This window comes from Pseudarthrobacter sp. HLT1-3, assembly GCF_059383535.1.
In genome coordinates this window covers 91,809-109,478 of sequence record NZ_JBWZCJ010000012.1, presented here as the reverse complement: position 1 = coordinate 109,478, position 17,670 = coordinate 91,809, and the positions used below count along the sequence as shown (strand labels likewise).

The window sequence follows — 17,670 nt, the reverse complement described above, 5'->3', positions numbered from 1 at the left end:
GGCTGCCGCGGGTCCAACGATGGTCCCGATAGGGTTGGTGCATGCCGTCGTTCCAGACCAGACTGAAGATCACCGGGCTTAAGCCGGGCAACCCGCCGGAGGCCGTGATGGCTGCCGCCGTCGAGGCGCTGGAGACGCGGCACCATGTTGAGGCGAACCAGCTCGACCTGGCAGGCGGGGTGCCGCAGCTGAACCTGCGCTTCCTCGTCGAGCCCACGTCCTACAGCGGCGAGAACCGCCAGGCGCTGGAGTCGGCAGCGATGATGCGCGACGCCGTCGAACGCGTTGCGGTGACCGGAAACCTGCTGGTGCTCCGCCGCAACCGCGGCCGCTGGGCGCCCGTGTAGGCGCTGCCTCAGAAGTCCAGTTCCTCTTCGGGGCCGTCCACCACCGGGGAGCGGTTGCCGCGTTTGCGCGTGACTATCACGCCCACGACGGCGCCGATCACGACGCCGACGCCGACGCCGATCAGTGAGCTCGCCCAGAACGGCAGCCCGGTGGCGGCGCCAGTGGCAAAGCCGAGACCGACGGACCAGACAGCCCAGAGCAGGCCGCCCAGGGCCGCGCAGAGGCTGAAACCACGTGTGGACACGTTGGCGATGCCCGCCGCGGCTGTTGTCGCCAGCCGTCCCCCGGGGATGAAGCGGATCCCGATGATCGCCCCGTAGGCGGTTGACCGGCCGGCCTTCCCGATCGCGGTGTGCACGGCCCGATGGAACGCCCGGCCCCACCGCCAGCGGTCCAGGACATGGCTCAGGCGGCGCTTGAAGAGCTGGAAGACCAGAATGTCGCCGAGCCAGGAAGCCGCCGCGGCGGCAAACACCACCAGGAACGCGTTGGCGCGCCCCTCGGCGGACAGGGCGCCGCCGGTGATGACGACCATTTCAGAGGGGATGGGCGGGAAAATGGCATCGCCCATGACTATCGGGATGATCCAGAAATAGATCGTGTCCCCCCAGCTGTCCGCACTGCCGAAGTCCATGGGCACAAGGTACCGCACTTCCGGCCCGGCGCCCTTCCCGAGTCGACGGGGCGTGCCCGGAACGGTCCCCTCGACGGGGCGTGCCCGGAACGGTCCCCTCGACGGGGCGTGCCCGGAAGGGTTCCGTCGACGGGTCGGGCGCCAGCCTGCGCCCGTCACTGTGGGTGTGCCTGGCGGGTCGGGGCCGGCGGAACCCGGGGCCGGGCTCGCTGTGCTAGCTGGCCTCGCTGAGCTTCAGCCCGCTGCGGTACTCCACGGGCCTGCCGGTGATGGGGTCCACGAAGCGGATCCCGCGGGCGAGGAGCTGGAGCGGCTTCGCGTAATCGTCCGGCGCCTTGTCCAGCAGGTCGGGGTAGAAGGCGTCGTTGACGATCCCCAGCCCCAGCGTGGCCATGTGCACCCGGAGCTGGTGGGTCTTGCCCGAGTGCGGTTCCAGCCGGTAGAGGGCGCGGCGCCCGGTGGAACCGGAGGGGGTCTCTGCGACGGGCGTTTCCGGGGAGGAAACGTCGGCGCCGCGCGGTGACTGGGGGCCGTCAAGGGTCCGCAGCCGCTCGATCCGGGTCTCGGCGTTGGGCTCGCCGTCGATCACCTCGGCAAGCAGGTAGCTGCGGGACTTGGTCATCCGGTTCCGGACCACCGCCGGGAAATCAACGGCCGGGTGCCCGGGAGCCGGCTCGGCGGCTGCTACACACTCGTACTCCTTCTGGACCTGGCGCTTCTCGAACAGCACCTGGTACTTGCCCCGGGTCTCGGGATTTGTGGAGAGCAGCAGGATCCCGGCGGTCATACGGTCCAGCCGGTGCATCGGAATGAGGTCCGGCAAATCCAGCTGGTTCCGGAGCCGCACCAGCGCCGACTCCTGGATGTAGGTGCCGCCGGGAGTGGTGGGCAGGAAGTGCGGCTTGTCCACCACAAGAAGGTGTTCGTCCTGGTGCAGGATGTCCAGCTCCACCGGGATCCGGGTTTCCGGCGGCAGCGTGCGGTAGTACCAGATGAAGGTGTGGTTCCGCAGCGGGGTGGCGCGGTCCAGCGCGATACCGGCCTCGCCCACGATCTCCCCGGCGTCGAAGCGGTCCTCGATGCCCTGGGGGTCGATATGGCCCCAGCGGTGCATCATGTAGTCCATGGCGGTGTTCCACGGGCCCTCGTCCGGGAGGCGGAGGCGGGTCGCGTTGACGCCGTCGCGCACGGGCAGGGGGGATTGCATCACCGGTCCATTCTACTGGCCGGACCCGGGGCGGGCGCCAGCACTTGTGTACGGCCGCGGGGTCGCCGGAAGCCTGCCAGTTCGCTACGGCGGCGAGATCGCCGGACACCCGCCAGTTCGCGGTAAGCTTCCGCGATCCCGACGTCTTCCGGCGACCCGGCGCAGCAGATCACCGACGGTAAAAACGTTCTTGACAAATAAAACTGTCGGTAGAGACACTGGAAGCATGTTGGACATCGAAGTGATCGAAGACCCGGCCGCGGCGGAGGCATCCCTGGACCCCATCCGGACCCGTATCCTGATGGAACTCCGCCAGTCCGGATCGGCCACGCAGCTTGCCGCGAAAGTGGGACTGCCCCGGCAGAAGGTGAACTACCACCTCAGGGCGCTGGAGCGGCACGGCCTGGTGGAACTCGTGGAGGAGCGCCGCAAGGGCAACGTCACGGAGCGGATCCTGCGCGCTAGCGCCGCCTCCTACCTGATTTCCCCGGCGGCACTGGCCTCTGTGGCTCCGGATCCGCACAGGTTTTCGGACCGCTTTTCGGCCTTCTGGCTGCTGGCGCTCGCCAGCCGCATGGTCCAGGAAATGGGCCAGCTGATCGCCGGCGCGGCGGCGGCCAAGCAGAAACTCGCCACTTTCGCGATCGACGGCGAGGTTACCTTCCGTACCGCCTCGGACCGTGCCGCCTTCGCCGAGGAACTCGGCGTCGCGGTGACCCGGCTTGTGGGCAAATACCACGACGGCGGACCGGGTGCCGCGGATCCGGGCGCCACCGCGGCCGCCCCGGAGCCCGGTGCCACCGCGGGCGGCGGCCGCAGGCACCGCCTGGTCGTCGCGCTTCACCCGTCGCTCAAGACACGATCCAAGGCATCACCCAAGAACCCATCAGCTAAGGAGCAGGACAATGACTGACAAACGGAACTTCGAAATCATCGTCGACACGGAACTGCCCGGCACCCCCGAGCGGGTCTGGGAGGCCGTCACCGCAGGCACCCCGGCATGGATGTTCCCCACAGACGAATGGCCGGCCGTGCGGACGGTGGACGACTACCCCCGCCACCTGGTGTCCCGCATGGAGGGTCCGGACGGCTGGTTCAACCAGCTGGAACACGTGCTGGAACCGGTCGACGGCGGCCGTGCCCGGCTGCACTATGTCCACAGCGGCATCATCGCCGAGGACTGGGACCAGCAGTATGACGGCGCCAGCAAGCACACCGAGTTCTACCTGCACACCCTCGGCCAGTACCTGAAGCACTTTGACGGCAGGCCGGTGGACTTCACCGACATCCAGGCACCTTCCGCCTCGGCGGCACCGGACGGCTTTGTCCGGCTCAAGAAGGCCCTGGGCGTCGAGGGGATAGCGCGGGGCAGCACCGTGGAGCTTGAGCTCGACGGCGTCGGGAAGCTCTCGGGCGAAGTGGACTTCGCCAATGCAAACTTCCTTGGCCTGCGCACTGCCAGAGCGCTGTACCGGTTCTTCGGCCGCAATGCCTTCGGCGCCACAGTCGGCATGACGGTCCACGACTTCAGCGGCAGCGGTGATTCCGGCGCCATGGCGAAGGCCTGGGGCGGCTTCCTCGAGAAGGTCTACGCCTAGGCTGGGCCACGCACCCCGGCAGCGTTGTCGATCAGCCGCTTGCCACCGGGGTCTTCCCCGCGGGCCTGGCGACGAGTCGCAAACTGCCCGGCGACACCGGAAATCCAGTGCGACACTCGGGAGTCCTGACGACACCGGAATCCGGGCGCGCCAGTAGTTTTGCGCCTCATAAAGAATTGCCCGCGTCGCAGGGCCGCGCACGTGCCCGGGGTCGGCCCGAGAGCTCGGGGCTGCACTGACCTGCTGGCGCCGGTTCAGGCGATGGCCGCTGCGGGCGGGGCTCCAAGGCTACGCCGCAACTGCGGGGAGGCCTCCAGCCTGTCCTGGGCAGACCGCAGCGCCGCCACCGCGGTTTCGAGCTGTTCCGGGGGCAGTGTGAACGGCACCCGGAGATGGTGCTCGAAGGCGCCGCCTGTCCCGAACCGGGGCCCGGCTGCGAGCCGGACGCCGAAGTCCGGGGCCACCACGGCGAGTGCGGTGCTGATCGGGGCTGGAAGGCGGCACCACACGGACAAGCCGCCGTCGGGCCGTTCGCTCTGCCAGCCGGGCAGTCGCCGGGCGATGAGGTCCAGCAGGGCGTCCCGGTTGTCCCGCAGGGAGGCGAGCCGTGCCGGGAGCGGCTCGGAGAGTGCATTGACCAGGTGGGCCGCGGCGAGCTGTTCAACCACCGGACCGCCGAGATCCATGGTGGTGCGGGCGGCGGCGAAACGCTGGATGAGGGATTCGTCGGCACGGATCCAGCCGGTCCGCAGTCCGGCCCAATGAGACTTGCTGAGGGAACCGATGGAGACCACAGCGGGGCTGAAGGCGGCCATCGGCGTGGAGGCAACGCCGTCGAGGTTCAACTCCCGCAGCGTCTCGTCGACGACGAGGACCGTGCCAACTGCCGCGGCAGCCCGGACCAGCCGGCGCCGCTGGGAATCAGACATCAACCGCCCGGTGGGGTTGTGGAAGTCCGGAACAACGTAGGCCATCGCGGGCCGCTGCTGCTGCAGCGAGGCCTCGATCGCCTCGAGGTCCCAGCCGGGACGCGCCCCGGACCGGGACCCCGAGCGGGTGTCCGAGCGGGCGTAGGCGGGGGCGGCGGGCATTGCGACCGGTACCAGCCGGCAGCCCGCAGCCCGGATCGCGTCGATCGCATGGGGGTAGCTTGGGTGCTCCACCAGGACCTTGTCCGACCGGCCGGCCAGGGTGCGCAACACGATGTTCAGTGCGTGCTGCGCACCGGAGGTCACCAGCACCTGCTGCGCCGTGGTCGGCACCCCGGCCGCGGAATAGTGGCCCGCGATGGCCTCCCTCAGGGCGTTCACGCCGAGCGCGTCGTAGCCGAAGCCGGGCAGCAGCGCCGGCAGTTCGGTCAGGGCGGAGGCGAACGCCCGGTGCACCACCTCCCCGCTGGCCGGCAGCGAGGCATAGGCAAGGTCGAGGATTCCGTCCGGAGCGGCCAGGCCCGGAGCCCCGGACAGATGGGCCACGGCGTTGCCGCTCAGGCCCCCGGGCGGACTGGTCCGCGGGATCCGCGTCCGGCTGCGGCTGCCCTGGCCGCTGCTGAGGAAGCCCTGGTCGCGCAGTATCGAGTAGGCGGCAGTGACGGTCGTCCGGCTGATGCCCAGGGTCGCGCCCAGCGCCCGTTCGCTGGGCATCGCAATCTCCAGCGGCACCCGGCCGTCGAGGACCAGAAGGCGGACGACGTCGGCGAGCTCCCGGTAGGCGGGGGCGGCACCGAGGTTCCACTCGCCGAGCAGGCGCGCCAGCGCACTGGGGTTCAGGGATCCGGACATATGGCCAGTATTTCAAACTGGCTATGGAATGCAAGGCCAGTTGTCCGAGAGGATGGGGACCATGATGACCCGCAGGCTGCTTCAGCTCCTTATCGGACTCGCCATGTACGGCGTATCCCTGGCCATGTTCATCCGGGCCGGTCTCGGCCTGGACCCCTGGGACGTGTTCCATCAGGGGCTCGCGGTCAAGACCGGGCTGAGCATCGGCACCGTCGTGGTGATCGTCAGCTTCCTCGTGCTGCTCCTGTGGATCCCGCTGCGGCAGTGGCCCGGTTTCGGGACGCTGTGCAATGCCGTGCTGGTGGGCGTCTTCGCCGACGTCGGGCTGGCCCTGATCCCCGAGTTCTCCCACCTCGGCGGGCAGGCCGGCATGCTCGCGGGGGCCATCCTGCTCAACGGAATCGCCTCCGCCTGCTACATCGGGGCCCGGCTGGGACCCGGTGCCCGCGACGGGCTGATGACCGGACTCGCCCGCCGCACGGGCTGGTCCGTCCGGACGTCCCGGACCGGCATTGAAATCGTGGTCCTGGCTGCGGGCTGGCTGCTCGGCGGCTCCGTCGGTATCGGGACCGTGCTCTACGCCCTGGCGATCGGCCCGCTGGTGCAGCTCCTGCTGCCGCGGTTCACCGTTCCCGAATCGACGAAGCCCGCGCTGGCGGTGGCGGCAGCCGATCCGGCCGTCGTCGCACCCTAACCAGCTTGAGACGGAGCCCGAGCTTGAGACGGAGCCCGAGCTTGAGACGGAGCCCGAGCTTGAGCCAGCGCCACGAGCACCGGGCCCGTAGCGCGCCCGTAGAGCCGGGCTGCCGCCGCATCCGGCCCCGGACGTTGACGATGCGGTAATTCCCCCGCGACGCGCAGATCCCAGCTCGACGCCCGAATTCGGTGTGCCTCAGATATTTTGCGCGTCGCAGGCCCGTTCCCGCGTCGTGAACGTCACTTTGCCGGGCCGGTGCCAGTGACTGGCATTGGCTGGCACTTCGGGCAGTAGTAGATGTCGCGCTCCTCGGTTCCGGTGGCGCGGGCGAGGACTCCGCGCCGCACCGGGGTTCCGCACTTCAGGCACGGCTGGTGTTCGCGGCGGTAGACCCAGTAGCCGGGCAGCCCAGAGGTGCGGCCCACGGTCACGCCTCTCGGATTCAGGACGGTGGTCCGGCGCCCCGCCCCCAGGTTGGCCTCCAGCAGCAACTTGGCATCGGTGATCATGGCCGCCACGTCCGGCACCGCCGAAACGGGGGCCGCCGGGTGCACTCCGGAGAGGAAGCAGGCCTCGCAGCGGTAGATGTTGCCGATCCCCGCGAGGTTCCGCTGGTCCAGCAGGGCGACGCCGATCGGCACCTCCGGCGCGGCACGGATCCGCCGTTCGGCCTCGGCCAGATCCCAGTCGGGACCGAGCAGGTCCGGTCCCAGATGGCCGACGACGGAGTCTTCCTCGGAGGTGCGGACCACTTCGAGGATGCCGAGCGCGAACCCGACGGCGTCTGCCGCAGCGGTGCGCAGCACACAGCGGGCAGTGAATCCCGGCTTCCGCCAGCGGCCACCCGGAGGGTAAACCTGCCAGGAGCCTTCCATTTTGAGGTGGGAATGGATCGTCAGCCGGTCCGGTTCGGCCGTGCCGCCGTCACCGAGCCGGGCCGGACCCTCCAGCCGCATAAGCAGGTGTTTGCCCCGCGGGACCACCTCGGTCACCTTCCAGCCGTCCAGTTTCAGAGTGGCGAACCGCGGCACCCGGAAGTCGGAGGAGATCAGCTGCCGGCCCGCCAGCGCTGCATGAAGCTGGGCGGCCGCGCGGAAGACCGAGTCGCCCTCAGGCACGGATCCTCAGTCCCTTGGGCGTGGAGTAGGCGCCGGCATGGGCAAGGGCGGCGGCGATGGGGGTGTCCAGGATGCCGTGGCCGTTGACCTTTTCCATGATCAGTTTGTCCACCGCGCCGCGGGTGACGACGCTGACCAGGGCCGCGCCGGCCGCGGCCAGGACCTCCGGGTCCTCGCTGAACGCCAGCAGGGTCTTGCCGCCGCGTTCCACGTACAGGACCAGGGCGCCGTCGACCAGCACCACCAGGGCACCGGCCTTCCGGCCCGGACGGTGGCCGGTGCCTGCTTCGACGTTCAGTGCGGGCCAGGGCAGGGCGGCGCCATAGGGGTTGGCGGGGTCCGTCGCGGCGAGGGCCAGGGCCACCGGTTCGGGTTTGTGGATCTGGGTGTCTTCGGCATAGGAGCGCAGCCGGTCCACCGTCGCCGGAACAGCAAACTGCGCCGCGCCGAGGTGCTCGATGAAGTACCCGCGCCGGCACCGGCCGGCTTCCTCCAGCCGGGCCAGGACCTTGTACATCAGGCCGAAACCGCCCAGGATGTTCTCCGCCATGACCGAACCACGGGTGACCACGCCGTACCGGTCAAGAAGGAGCTCCGCGGTGGCCCGGGCGTGGATGGTGGCATCGAGTTCGGGGTCGGGGAGGGCGGACCAGCGCCCTGCAGCGAGTGGGGGGGTGGGCGCCATGCCGGTGACGGCTCCGTACCGCCCGCCGGTCAGCCCGGGGGATCCGAGCAGACCGGTGCCGTGGGCGCGCCCCAGCCGGCTCATCCTGGGGGCGCGGGCGCGCGGTGCGCGGGCGACCTGCCGGTGCGCGGTGTGGCCGCCGGCAATCATGGCCCGGACCGGGGCGAAGGTGTCGCCGGTGATCCGGCCCGCCCAGGCAAGGTCCCAGAGCGCGGTGACAACGTCCTGGTCGCTGAGCACCGTGTCCATGCCGCCGGCGACCTCGGTCAGTTGCCGGAAGAAGTAGCCGCCGCCGTTGTTCCGCAGGTGGTCCAGCAGCCGCTGCTGGGAGTCGCCAGGCTCGAAGTCGATGGCCGGGTTCAGGGTCAGTTCGGCCGAATCTGCCAGGTGCAGGCTGATCCAGCCGTCGTTGCCGGGGAGCGCGCCGGCACCGGACCAGAGCACTTCGCCGGCCGCCATGAGCTCATCGAGCATCGCGGGCTGGTAGTCGGACACCCGGCTGGCGAGGATCAGGGGTTCCCAGGCGGACGCCGGAATGGGCACCCCGGACAGCTGGTCGACGGCGGTGACGATCCCGTCCAGCCCGCGCAGCGCCGACTGGCCGCGCTTGCCGGGGATCCGAACGTTTTGCCAGGCCGGCAGGAAACGTCCGTAGGCGGCGGCATCCACGGGCTCGACCTCGGCGCGCAGCGCGGCGAGCGAACGCCGGCGGAGCTTCCGCAGGACTTCGGCATCGCACCATTCGCTGACGCCGGCCAGCGAGGGGGGCAGGGGCACGGCGGTGCCGGCGGTGCCCGACGACGGGCTGGACGCCGTGTCGCCGTCGCCGTCGCCGTCGCCGTCGTCGGCTTCCGGCGCCGGAGCGGGTGCGGCCGGGGGCAAGGCATGCGGACGGAACTCGCCTTCCACCACCCGGCCGTCCGCCGCGAGCCGCTTCAGCGCAGTGGCGACGACGGCGACGCCGAGGCCCAGCCGGGTGGCCGCCTCGGCGGACGTGAACGGGCCGTGCGTGCGGGCGTAGCGCGAGACGAGGTCGCCGAGCGGATCGGCGACCGGCTCGATGAAGGCCAGCGGCACACCCATCGGCAGCGGCACGCCCAGCGCATCACGCAGCCGGGCGGCGTCCTCCACCGCGGCGTAGCGCTCGGCTCCGCCGATGTTGACCCTGATGGCGCGGTTGGCGCGCTGCAGCGCCGCCAGATGCGCGGCGGCATCGGCGAGGGGTGCGGCAGCGGCGACGGGGGCCGCGCGCTCGACCACCTGCCCGTCGGCCGGTGCAGCGTCCGCCGGTGCAGCCTCCGCTGCGGGACCCGGCTCGGCAACCGGACCCAGCCCGGCTGGGGGTGCAGTGTCGGCTGCCGTTTCGAGCCGGGCGGCGGCTTCCTCCGGAGTCAGCGGACCGAGAAGGCGGAGCAGGTCCGCGACCCCCTCGAGCCCGCGCACCTTCCGGTCCGGCGCGAGCCGCTGCAGCTCCCGCTCGGTGGCGTCAATGACCTTGGCATCGAGCAGCTCGCGCAGCTCGACGCGGCCGAGGAGCTCGTTGAGGAGGGTCGAATCCAGCGCCAGCGCTGCGGCCCGGCGTTCGGCGAGCGGGGAATCGCCCTCGTACAGGAACTGCGCGACGTACCCGAAGAGCAGGGACTTGGCGTAGGGCGAGGGCTGCTGGGTGGTGGTCTGCAGGATCCGGAGCTCCCGCCGTTCGATGGACGCCGCAATGTCCTTCAGCGCCGGAAGGTCGTACACATCCTGCAGGCATTCGCGGACGGTCTCGAGGACGATCGGGAACGTGGGGTACTTCCGGGCGACGTCGAGCAGCTGCGCGGAGCGCTGGCGCTGCTGCCACAGGGGCTGCCGCTTGCCCGGATTCTGCCGGGGCAGCAGCAGGGCCCGGGCGGCGCACTCCCGGAAGCGGGAGGCGAACAGGGCGCTGCCGCCGACCTCCGCGGTCACGATCTGTTCGAGCTCCTCCGGGTCGAACAGGAACAGTTCTGCCCCGGGCGGCTCGTCCTCCATCATCGGCACACGCAGAACGATCCCGTCGTCGGCGGCCATCGCGGAGCCGTCCATGCCGTAGCGCTGGTGCAGCCGCTGCCCGATGGCGAGGGCCCACGGCGCGTGCACCGGCATGCCGAACGGGCTGTGCAGCACCACCCGCCAGTCGCCGAGTTCGTCATGGAAACGCTCCACCACCAGGGTGGTGTCGCTGGGGACCACCTCGGTCGCCAGCTTCTGCTCGGCGAGGTACTGGATCAGGTTGTTGGCCGCGAAATCGTCCAGGCCGCTGGCCTTGCAGCGTTCCATCGCCGGCCCGACGTCGGACGCGGACAGTTCGCGGACAAACGCACCGAGGGCGCGGCCCAGATCCACGGGCCGGCCCAGCGAGTCGCCCTTCCAGAACGGGAGTTTGCCCGGCTGGCCGAAGGCGGGGGAGACCAGGACCCGGTCGTGGGTGATGTCCTCGATCTTCCAGCTGGTGGCCCCCAGGGCGAACACGTCACCGACCCGGGATTCGTAGACCATTTCCTCGTCGAGTTCACCGACCCGCCGGCCGCCCTTCGCGGCGGCGGCGGCCGGGCTGGCGGCCCGTCCGCCGGCGCTGGCGGAGCCGGCAGTGCCGGAGGAACCGGTGCCTTCGACCTCGGTGCCGATGATGTAGACGCCGAAGAGCCCGCGGTCCGGGATCGTGCCGCCGGAAGTGACGGCCAGCCGCTGCGCGCCGGGGCGTCCCTCGATGGTGCCGGCGTTGCGGTCCCAGATGATCCGGGGCCGCAGTTCGGCGAATTCGTCGGAGGGGTAGCGGCCGGCGAGCAGGTCCAGGGTGGCCTCGAAGGCGGAGCGGGGGAGTGAGGCGAACGGCGCTGACCGCCGGACGGTGGAGAACCATTCCTCCACGTCGATGGCGCCCAGCGCCGTGGCCGCAACGGTCTGCTGGGCGAGGATGTCCAGGGGATTCGCGGGCACGTAGAGGCGTTCGATCTTCCCGGCGAGCATCCGTTCCACCGTGATGGCGGTGTGCACCAGATCTGCGCGGTGCTTGGGGAACAGCACGCCCTGCGAGATCTCGCCCACCTGGTGTCCGGCGCGGCCCACCCGTTGCAGCCCGCTGGCCACGGACGGCGGGGATTCGACCTGCACCACGAGGTCCACGGCGCCCATGTCGATGCCCAGTTCCAGCGAGGACGTGGCCACGACGCAGCGCAGCCGGCCGGATTTCAGGTCGTCCTCGATCAGTGCCCGCTGGTCTTTGGAAACTGAGCCATGGTGGGCCCGGGCCAGGACCGGATCGGCGCCCGCGGTGCTGCCGACCCGGGCCATCATGTGGGCCGGTGTGGCGGTGGAGGTTGGCAGCGCGGAGCTTGCCGCGGAGTTGAGGCGCGGCGGCGCGGGGGCGCCGCCGGTCGGTGCTCCCGCCGGCGCGGCCTCGAAGTCGGGGGCAGCTGCGCCGAACTCGTTCCAGCCGCCGCCCTCGGCCATCAGCTGCCGCTCGGCGTAGATCTCATTGAGCCGGGCGGTGAGGCGTTCGGCGAGCCGGCGGGAGTTGGCGAACACAATCGTGGACTGGTTGGCCAGCACCAGATCCACGATTTTCTCCTCCACGTGCGGCCAGATCGAGGCCTGCGGCTGCAACCCGGACGCGGGGCCGGAGTCGAACGCCCCGGCGGCGCCCTGCAGATCGGACATGTCCTCCACCGGGACGGAAACCGTCAGGTCCCAGGTCTTCTTCGACGGCGGGGCGACGATTTCCACCGGTGCGGAGCCGGCGAGGAACTGTGCCACCAGCTCCTTGGGCTCAACGGTGGCCGAAAGCCCGATCCGCTGGGCGGGTTTCGGGAGCAGGGCGTCGAGGCGTTCCAGCGACACGGCCAGGTGCGCGCCGCGTTTGGTGCCCGCGACGGCGTGGACCTCGTCGACGATGATGGTGTCCACCTCGCTGAGGGTCTCCCGGGCCTTGGACGTAAGCATGAGGAACAGCGATTCGGGCGTGGTGATCAGGATGTCAGGCGGGCTGCTCAGCAGCGAGCGGCGGTCCGACGCCGGGGTGTCGCCGGAGCGGACGCCCACGGTGATCAACGGCGCGGGCAGGCCGAGCCGTTTGGCGGTCTGGGTGATTCCGATCAAGGGGGCGCGAAGGTTGCGTTCGACGTCGACGCCCAGCGCCTTGAGCGGGGAGATGTAGAGCACCCGGGTCTTGCGCTTGGGCGTCTTCCGCCGGGCGCCTTTCACCGTCTCCAGGCCGGGCAGCCCCTCGGGCGCGGCGGGGGCCGAGACGAGCAGCCTGTCCAGCGCCCAGAGGAAGGCCGCCAGGGTTTTGCCGGAGCCCGTGGGGGCTACCACCAGGGCGTGCGCGCCGGAGGAAATCGCGTTCCAGGCGCCGTCCTGGGCGGGAGTGGGCGCAGCGAATGCACCCAGGAACCAGTCCCGGGTCGGCCGGCTGAACCGGTCCATGGCGTCGGCCGCGAGTGTCCCGCCGGCGAGCTCCTGCCCCTTCATTCCTCCATCATGCCTTAACCCGCCGACACGAAATGGCGGCTCGGCTGCGGGTCAGGGATCGGCGGACAGCCACCCGGCGTCCGCGGGGCCGGGGCGCAACGCCCCCGGGGCAGGGGGCGGAAGCGCAGGGCGTTAGGAGGCCTGGAAGACGCCGATGGTGAGCAGTTTGGTTCCCGGATTGCTGCAGGCGTCCCTGGGCTGGGCGATGAACAGCGAAGCGGTATCCTCCGGCGGGTAGATCCGGAAGCCGGCCGCCGGAACGACGGTGCAGTCCGTGTAGTTGCGGGCCTGCGTGTAGCGGAGCGTGGCGGTTCCGGCCTGGCCGGGGGCGAGCAGTACGTCGGCGGCGGGTGTGGCCTCGTCACGTGCGGCGGGGGCGCCGATCGGTTCGCCGTTCGCATCGGCTGTGAGGGAGACGCCGGCAAAGCCCCTCAGCAGGCACGGCTCGGCGCCGGAGTTCGTCAGGATCAGCTTCATGTAGACGCTGCCTGCGGCGCCGCCGCCGGTGGAATCGATCGTGGCCGCCAGGCCGGAGGCCTTGCACAGTCCGGGACCGGCGGGCGCGGGCTGCGCCGGCGCGGTGGCCGAGGCGCTGGGGGCGCTGGTGGCGGCGGGGGCCGCGGAGGTGGCCGGCTGGCTCGAAGTGGTGGCGAGCGGGGACGCCGCGGTGCTGGATGTCTGGGCCTGCGGCGTGCCGCCGCCGCAGCCGGCGAGGAAAAGCGCTGCCACGGCTGCCGCCGTCGTGAATACCAGTCTGTTCGTGATTCGCTGAGCCGTCATGGCACCACCTTCATCCCCTTCCTGCCCCGAGTCAACGACGCCACGACGGCGGCGGCGGATTGATGCCCGGATTGTGATTTCCGGGCATCAATCGAGGTCAGCTACTCCTTGGGTGCGGAACCGGCTGCGGAACCGGGCGCAGAAGCGCGGACCGGTGAGGGGCTGTTGCCCCGGCCGCGGGCCAGCGCAAGGCCGCCAAGGGCCAAGCCGCCGACACCGGCAACGAGCCCGGCCCAGCTGCGGGCCTGGGCGCCGTCGTCACTCACCGCAGCGGCCTGGACCGTCCCGACGGTGGTTTCCGGGGCGCTCGCGGCGTGGGCGGTGTGTCCGTCGGCCGCGGCGGCCGTGACTGCAACGGAGGGTGCCGGTGCCTTGAGTGAGTGCGGATCCTGGCCCTCGGCGGGCAGCTGCGACCAGTCGGTCTGGCCGGTCTCACAGTTCTGCAGCGTCGGGAAGTACAGGGTCTTGCCGGCAGCATCGGGGAGTTTCACCGAGAGCACCAGGGCATCGCGGAGGGCCGGCTCCAGGGGCGCCTTGGCGGTGTAGACGATCTGGCTGGTCCGCTTGGTGATGCTGGTGCCGTCGGCGAGTTTCTTCGGTTCGGCCAGCTGCTCGGTGACCTTGGCGGCCGTCCAGTTCGGGTTGACCGTGGGCTGGGCATCGTTGAGTTCGGCGGGCAGGGTGATGGTCACTTTGGTGGTGCCGGACTCCTCGCAGCCGTGCGGGATTGCGAAGGTCAGCAGGGCGTAGGAGTCCGCGGTGGTCTTATCCGGGGTGACGCCGACATGCGCCGACGCGCCGGACAGGCCGGCAAGCATCAGGGCCGCGGTTCCGCCGGCTACTGCCGTGGCGGTGAGGGTGCGGCGCAGGACAGGGTGGGAGGAAATCTTCACAGGGGCTGCCTTTCAGGCGGGCGCGCAGCACTGCGGCAGGCGCACCAAAAAATGGGGTGGCGCGGCGGCGCCGGGCCTGATGCCAGGGAACAGACGCGGCCGCGGCCGGGAAAGGGTCAGGAAAATACGACGGCGGCGGGCGGCCCGCGCCGGCAATCGCGCCGGAGGTTCCGCCAGGGCAGCGGCGCGGACTCCGCCGGCCAGCCCGCCACGGCCGGAACCGCGACGGCGTCGGGCGACATGGCGGCGGGCAGCCGGAGCAGCGGGCGGAGCCAGGCCGCCAGCGACCACAGCGCATCCTCACCCTTCGCGAGGAGTACGGCGCAGAGGAGCGTGGCCAGCGTATGGCCGGCCAGCATCAGCAGGGCGGGCCCGGAATCCAGCCCCGACGCCGCGAGCTGGCTGCCACCGCCGACCGGGAAGTGAACCGTTCCGAGGTGGTGCGGCACGGCGCCGGCCACCGGTCCGGAGACGGCCGGTGCCGGGCCGCTAAAGGCGGCGAAGGCCTGGTGCAGCACCAGTTGTCCGGCACCGAGCAGGCCCGCCATCGCGGGGAGGGTCAGCTTCAGCCGGGTCGCGGTGGTGGAGGCCAGCCCGGTTAACGCCAGCAGGGCCAGCAGGATGCCGGTGGCCGGCAGCTGCCCGCCGGCAAGGGTGTGGGCTCCGGCCGCCAGGGACAGGACGGTGAGTGCCACCATGGCCGAGCGCAGGGCGTGGAATGGTGCTCTGGCGGCTGTGCGCATCGAGCACTCCCTTCACCGCGGCGGCCATGGTTGCTCCCGCGGACTTTTGGGCTGCGGGACTCTCCTGATTCTACCGGCGAGTTCTACCGCGTTGCGAAAACGGACCGCTCGCGTGAAGCGGCGGTCCGGCACGAAAAAACACCCCGGTCCGAAGACCGGGGTGTTTCCATTTTTCGGTGTGGGGCCAGGGCTGGCGTCAGCGCACCGTGTCAGGTCACCGGGTTAGACGGCGGCGGCCGGGGCGGCCGCTGTGGCGCCGGCGAGCCGGAGCCAGGTGTCCACCACGGTGTCGGGGTTCAGCGAGACGGAATCCACGCCTTCCTCGACCAGCCATTCGGCGAAGTCCGGGTGGTCGCTGGGCCCCTGGCCGCAGATGCCCACGTATTTGCCGCGCGCCTTGCAGGCCTTGATCGCCATGCTCAGGAGCTTCTTGACGGCAGGGTTCCGCTCGTCGAAGCTGCCGGCGACGATGGCGGAATCCCGGTCCAGGCCCAGGGTCAGCTGGGTCATGTCGTTGGAGCCGATGGAGAATCCGTCGAAGTAGTCCAGGAACTCGTCGGCCAGCAGCGCGTTGGACGGCAGTTCGCACATCATGATGACCTCAAGGCCGTTCTCGCCGCGGCGCAGGCCGTTCTCCGCGAGCAGTCCGATGACGCCGCTGGCCTCGTCCAGGGTGCGCACAAACGGGATCATCAGCTTGACGTTGGTCAGGCCCATCTCGTTGCGGACGAAGGACAGTGCCTCGCATTCCAGGTCGAAGCAGTCCCGGAAGGACGGCTCCAGGTACCGGGAGGCGCCGCGGAAGCCGATCATCGGGTTCTCTTCGTGCGGCTCGTAGGCGGGTCCGCCAAGGAGGTTCGCGTATTCGTTGGATTTGAAGTCGGACATCCGGACAATCACCGGCTCGGGCGCGAACGCCGCGGCGATGGTCGCCACACCTTCCGCCAGGCGCTTGATGTAGTACTCACGCGGGTTGTCGTAGGCGGCGATCCGCTCGCGGATTTCAGCCTTGACCTCGTCCGGCTGGTCCTTCAGGTTCAGCAGCGCCTTGGGGTGGATGCCGATCTGGCGGTTGATGATGAATTCCAGCCGGGCCAGGCCCACGCCGTGGTTGGGCAGCTGCGCGAAGGTGAACGCCTGCTCGGGCGTGCCGACGTTCATCATGACCTTGACCGGGGCCTCGGGCAGCTGGGTGATTTCGGTTTCCTCGACGCTGAAGTCGATGATTCCCTCGTAGATGACGCCGGTCTCGCCGTCGGCGCACGAAACGGTCACGTCGAGCCCGTCGGAGAGGACATCCGTGGCGGACCCGGTACCGACGACGGCGGGAATCCCCAGTTCGCGGGCGATGATGGCCGCGTGGCAGGTACGTCCGCCGCGGTTGGTCACGATCGCGGAGGCGCGCTTCATGATCGGTTCCCAGTCCGGGTCGGTCATGTCCGCGACCAGGACGTCGCCGGTCTTGAAGGCGGCCATCTGGTCGATCGAGGTGAGGATGCGGACGCTGCCGGCTCCGATGCGCTGGCCGATCGCGCGGCCCTCGACGAGTACCTTGCTGGTGCCGTTCAGGCGGAAGCGGCTCAGGCTGCCGGAGGTCCGGCGCGACTGCACGGTTTCGGGACGCGCCTGCAGAATGTACAGGCCGCCGTCGATCCCGTCCTTGCCCCATTCGATGTCCATCGGGCGTCCGTAGTGGTTCTCGATGGCGACGGCGTGGCGGGCGAGCTGCTCGACGTCGTCGTCGGTGAGGCTGAAGCGGTTCCGCAGCGAGGCCTCCACCGGGACGAAGTCAATGGTGTGGCCGATTTCGCGGTTGCTGGTGTAGGTCATCTGCAGCGCCTTCTCGCCCAGTCCGCGCTTGAGGATGGCGGGGCGGCCGGCCTGCAGGGCGGGCTTGTAGACGTAGAACTCGTCCGGGTTGACCGCGCCCTGGACCACGGCCTCGCCGAGGCCGTAGGAGGAGGTGACGAAGACGGCGTCCTGGAACCCGGATTCGGTGTCCATTGTGAACATCACGCCGGAAGCGCCGACGTCGGAACGGACCATGCGCTGGACGCCCGCCGAGAGTGCGACCTCGGCGTGCTCGAACTTGTGGTGCACCCGGTAGGCGATGGCGCGGTCGTTGTAGAGGGACGCGAAGACGTCCTTGATGGCCACGAGGATGTTCTCGATGCCGCGGACGTTCAGGAAGGTTTCCTGCTGGCCGGCGAAGGAGGCGTCGGGAAGATCTTCCGCCGTCGCGCTGGAGCGGACGGCCCAGGACAGGTCCTCGGAGCCGCCGTGCTTCTCCACCAGCTTCTGGTACGAGGCGCGGATCTGCGCCTCGAAGTCCGGCAGGAAGGGAGTCTCGCGCATCAGCTTGCGGATCTCCTGGCCTGCTGCGGCCAGCGCCGTCACGTCATCGGTGTCCAGTCCGACCAGCCGGTCGGCAATTTTCTGGTCCAGGCCGGAGTCCGCCAGGAAGCTGCGGTAGGCGTCTGCGGTGGTGGCGAAGCCGTCCGGGACCTGGACGCCGGCGGAAGTCAGGTTCTGCACCATCTCGCCAAGGGAGGCGTTCTTACCGCCCACCCGGTCCAGATCCTTGAGGCCGAGTTCTGAGAACCACAGGATGTCTGTCGTCATGGTTGCTGCTCCTTTGCAGATGATGGCATGCGGTATGGCCGCCCCGCATGGGGCGCTCGCCGGTTGATGGGCG

13 protein-coding genes are annotated in these 17,670 nt (G+C 70.2%); 4 read left to right on the top strand and 9 right to left on the bottom strand.

What is annotated here, in order from left to right:
- Positions 1–41 precede the first annotated feature (41 nt).
- Positions 42–347 carry a hypothetical protein gene (locus AC50X9_RS12220; protein WP_160667988.1) on the top strand — a complete coding sequence of 102 codons (306 nt, stop codon included), beginning with the start codon at positions 42–44 and terminating at the stop codon, positions 345–347.
- A gap of 8 nt (positions 348–355) precedes the next feature.
- On the opposite strand, the gene AC50X9_RS12215 is transcribed toward AC50X9_RS12220, so the two are convergent.
- Together AC50X9_RS12215 and AC50X9_RS12210 are read right to left on the bottom strand one after the other, a co-directional pair.
- Positions 356–982 carry a DedA family protein gene (locus AC50X9_RS12215; protein ID WP_494893953.1) on the bottom strand — a complete coding sequence of 209 codons (627 nt, stop codon included), beginning with the start codon at positions 980–982 and terminating at the stop codon, positions 356–358.
- A gap of 214 nt (positions 983–1,196) precedes the next feature.
- The gene (locus AC50X9_RS12210) at positions 1,197–2,189 is read right to left on the bottom strand and encodes an RluA family pseudouridine synthase (RefSeq protein ID WP_494894001.1); all 993 of its coding nucleotides are present in this window, start codon (positions 2,187–2,189) and stop codon (positions 1,197–1,199) included.
- A 226-nt stretch (positions 2,190–2,415) separates the two neighbouring features.
- On the opposite strand from AC50X9_RS12210, the gene AC50X9_RS12205 reads away from it, so the two are divergent.
- Entirely contained in the window at positions 2,416–3,102 is a 687-nt protein-coding gene (locus tag AC50X9_RS12205; protein ID WP_494893951.1) for a helix-turn-helix domain-containing protein, read from the top strand.
- Positions 3,095–3,787 (top strand): SRPBCC family protein, encoded by a 693-nt coding sequence (locus AC50X9_RS12200; protein WP_494893949.1) that lies wholly within the window; start codon positions 3,095–3,097, stop codon positions 3,785–3,787. The genes AC50X9_RS12205 and AC50X9_RS12200 overlap by 8 nt, the downstream gene beginning before the upstream one ends.
- Positions 3,788–4,041: 254 nt before the next feature.
- Here the strand turns inward: AC50X9_RS12200 and yczR are convergent, their stop codons facing one another.
- Positions 4,042–5,568 carry a MocR-like transcription factor YczR gene (gene yczR, locus AC50X9_RS12195; protein WP_494893947.1) on the bottom strand — a complete coding sequence of 509 codons (1,527 nt, stop codon included), beginning with the start codon at positions 5,566–5,568 and terminating at the stop codon, positions 4,042–4,044.
- Positions 5,569–5,629: 61 nt separating this feature from the next.
- Between yczR and yczE the strand changes: the two genes are divergently transcribed.
- Entirely contained in the window at positions 5,630–6,262 is a 633-nt protein-coding gene (gene yczE, locus AC50X9_RS12190; RefSeq protein ID WP_494893945.1) for a membrane protein YczE, read from the top strand.
- Positions 6,263–6,504: 242 nt separating this feature from the next.
- Here the strand turns inward: yczE and AC50X9_RS12185 are convergent, their stop codons facing one another.
- The 6 genes from AC50X9_RS12185 to ppsA all read right to left on the bottom strand — a co-directional run bounded on the left by AC50X9_RS12185 (position 6,505) and on the right by ppsA (position 17,597).
- Positions 6,505–7,383, bottom strand: a complete 879-nt coding sequence (locus AC50X9_RS12185) for an Fpg/Nei family DNA glycosylase (protein ID WP_494893943.1) — start codon at positions 7,381–7,383, stop codon at positions 6,505–6,507.
- A complete protein-coding gene (locus AC50X9_RS12180; protein ID WP_494893941.1) occupies positions 7,376–12,559 on the bottom strand; it encodes an Lhr family helicase in 5,184 nt (1,727 codons plus the stop codon). Before AC50X9_RS12180 ends, AC50X9_RS12185 begins: the two co-directional genes overlap by 8 nt.
- A 132-nt stretch (positions 12,560–12,691) precedes the next feature.
- On the bottom strand, positions 12,692–13,339 hold the full coding sequence (locus tag AC50X9_RS12175) for a DUF4232 domain-containing protein (protein WP_494893939.1): 648 nt from the start codon (positions 13,337–13,339) through the stop codon (positions 12,692–12,694).
- 101 nt (positions 13,340–13,440) lie between these two features.
- Complete coding sequence (locus AC50X9_RS12170; RefSeq protein WP_494893999.1) at positions 13,441–14,157, bottom strand: YcnI family copper-binding membrane protein; 717 nt, start codon at positions 14,155–14,157, stop codon at positions 13,441–13,443.
- A 191-nt stretch (positions 14,158–14,348) separates the two neighbouring features.
- On the bottom strand, positions 14,349–14,975 hold the full coding sequence (locus tag AC50X9_RS12165; protein WP_494893937.1) for a hypothetical protein: 627 nt from the start codon (positions 14,973–14,975) through the stop codon (positions 14,349–14,351).
- Between the two features lie 222 nt (positions 14,976–15,197).
- On the bottom strand, positions 15,198–17,597 hold the full coding sequence (gene ppsA, locus AC50X9_RS12160) for a phosphoenolpyruvate synthase (RefSeq protein ID WP_494893935.1): 2,400 nt from the start codon (positions 17,595–17,597) through the stop codon (positions 15,198–15,200).
- Positions 17,598–17,670 lie beyond the last annotated feature (73 nt).

Excerpts from the sequence above, each read along its gene's own strand:
- AC50X9_RS12220 (WP_160667988.1), top strand. The coding sequence starts at position 42 with ATGCCGTCGTTCCAGACCAGACTGAAGATCACCGGGCTTAAGCCGGGC.
- AC50X9_RS12215 (WP_494893953.1), bottom strand. The coding sequence starts at position 982 with ATGGACTTCGGCAGTGCGGACAGCTGGGGGGACACGATCTATTTCTGG.
- AC50X9_RS12210 (WP_494894001.1), bottom strand. The coding sequence starts at position 2,189 with ATGCAATCCCCCCTGCCCGTGCGCGACGGCGTCAACGCGACCCGCCTC.
- AC50X9_RS12205 (WP_494893951.1), top strand. The coding sequence starts at position 2,416 with ATGTTGGACATCGAAGTGATCGAAGACCCGGCCGCGGCGGAGGCATCC.
- AC50X9_RS12200 (WP_494893949.1), top strand. The coding sequence starts at position 3,095 with ATGACTGACAAACGGAACTTCGAAATCATCGTCGACACGGAACTGCCC.
- yczR (WP_494893947.1), bottom strand. The coding sequence starts at position 5,568 with ATGTCCGGATCCCTGAACCCCAGTGCGCTGGCGCGCCTGCTCGGCGAG.
- yczE (WP_494893945.1), top strand. The coding sequence starts at position 5,630 with ATGATGACCCGCAGGCTGCTTCAGCTCCTTATCGGACTCGCCATGTAC.
- AC50X9_RS12180 (WP_494893941.1), bottom strand. The coding sequence starts at position 12,559 with ATGAAGGGGCAGGAGCTCGCCGGCGGGACACTCGCGGCCGACGCCATG.
- AC50X9_RS12175 (WP_494893939.1), bottom strand. The coding sequence starts at position 13,339 with ATGACGGCTCAGCGAATCACGAACAGACTGGTATTCACGACGGCGGCA.
- AC50X9_RS12170 (WP_494893999.1), bottom strand. The coding sequence starts at position 14,157 with ATGCTTGCCGGCCTGTCCGGCGCGTCGGCGCATGTCGGCGTCACCCCG.
- AC50X9_RS12165 (WP_494893937.1), bottom strand. The coding sequence starts at position 14,975 with ATGCGCACAGCCGCCAGAGCACCATTCCACGCCCTGCGCTCGGCCATG.
- ppsA (WP_494893935.1), bottom strand. The coding sequence starts at position 17,597 with ATGACGACAGACATCCTGTGGTTCTCAGAACTCGGCCTCAAGGATCTG.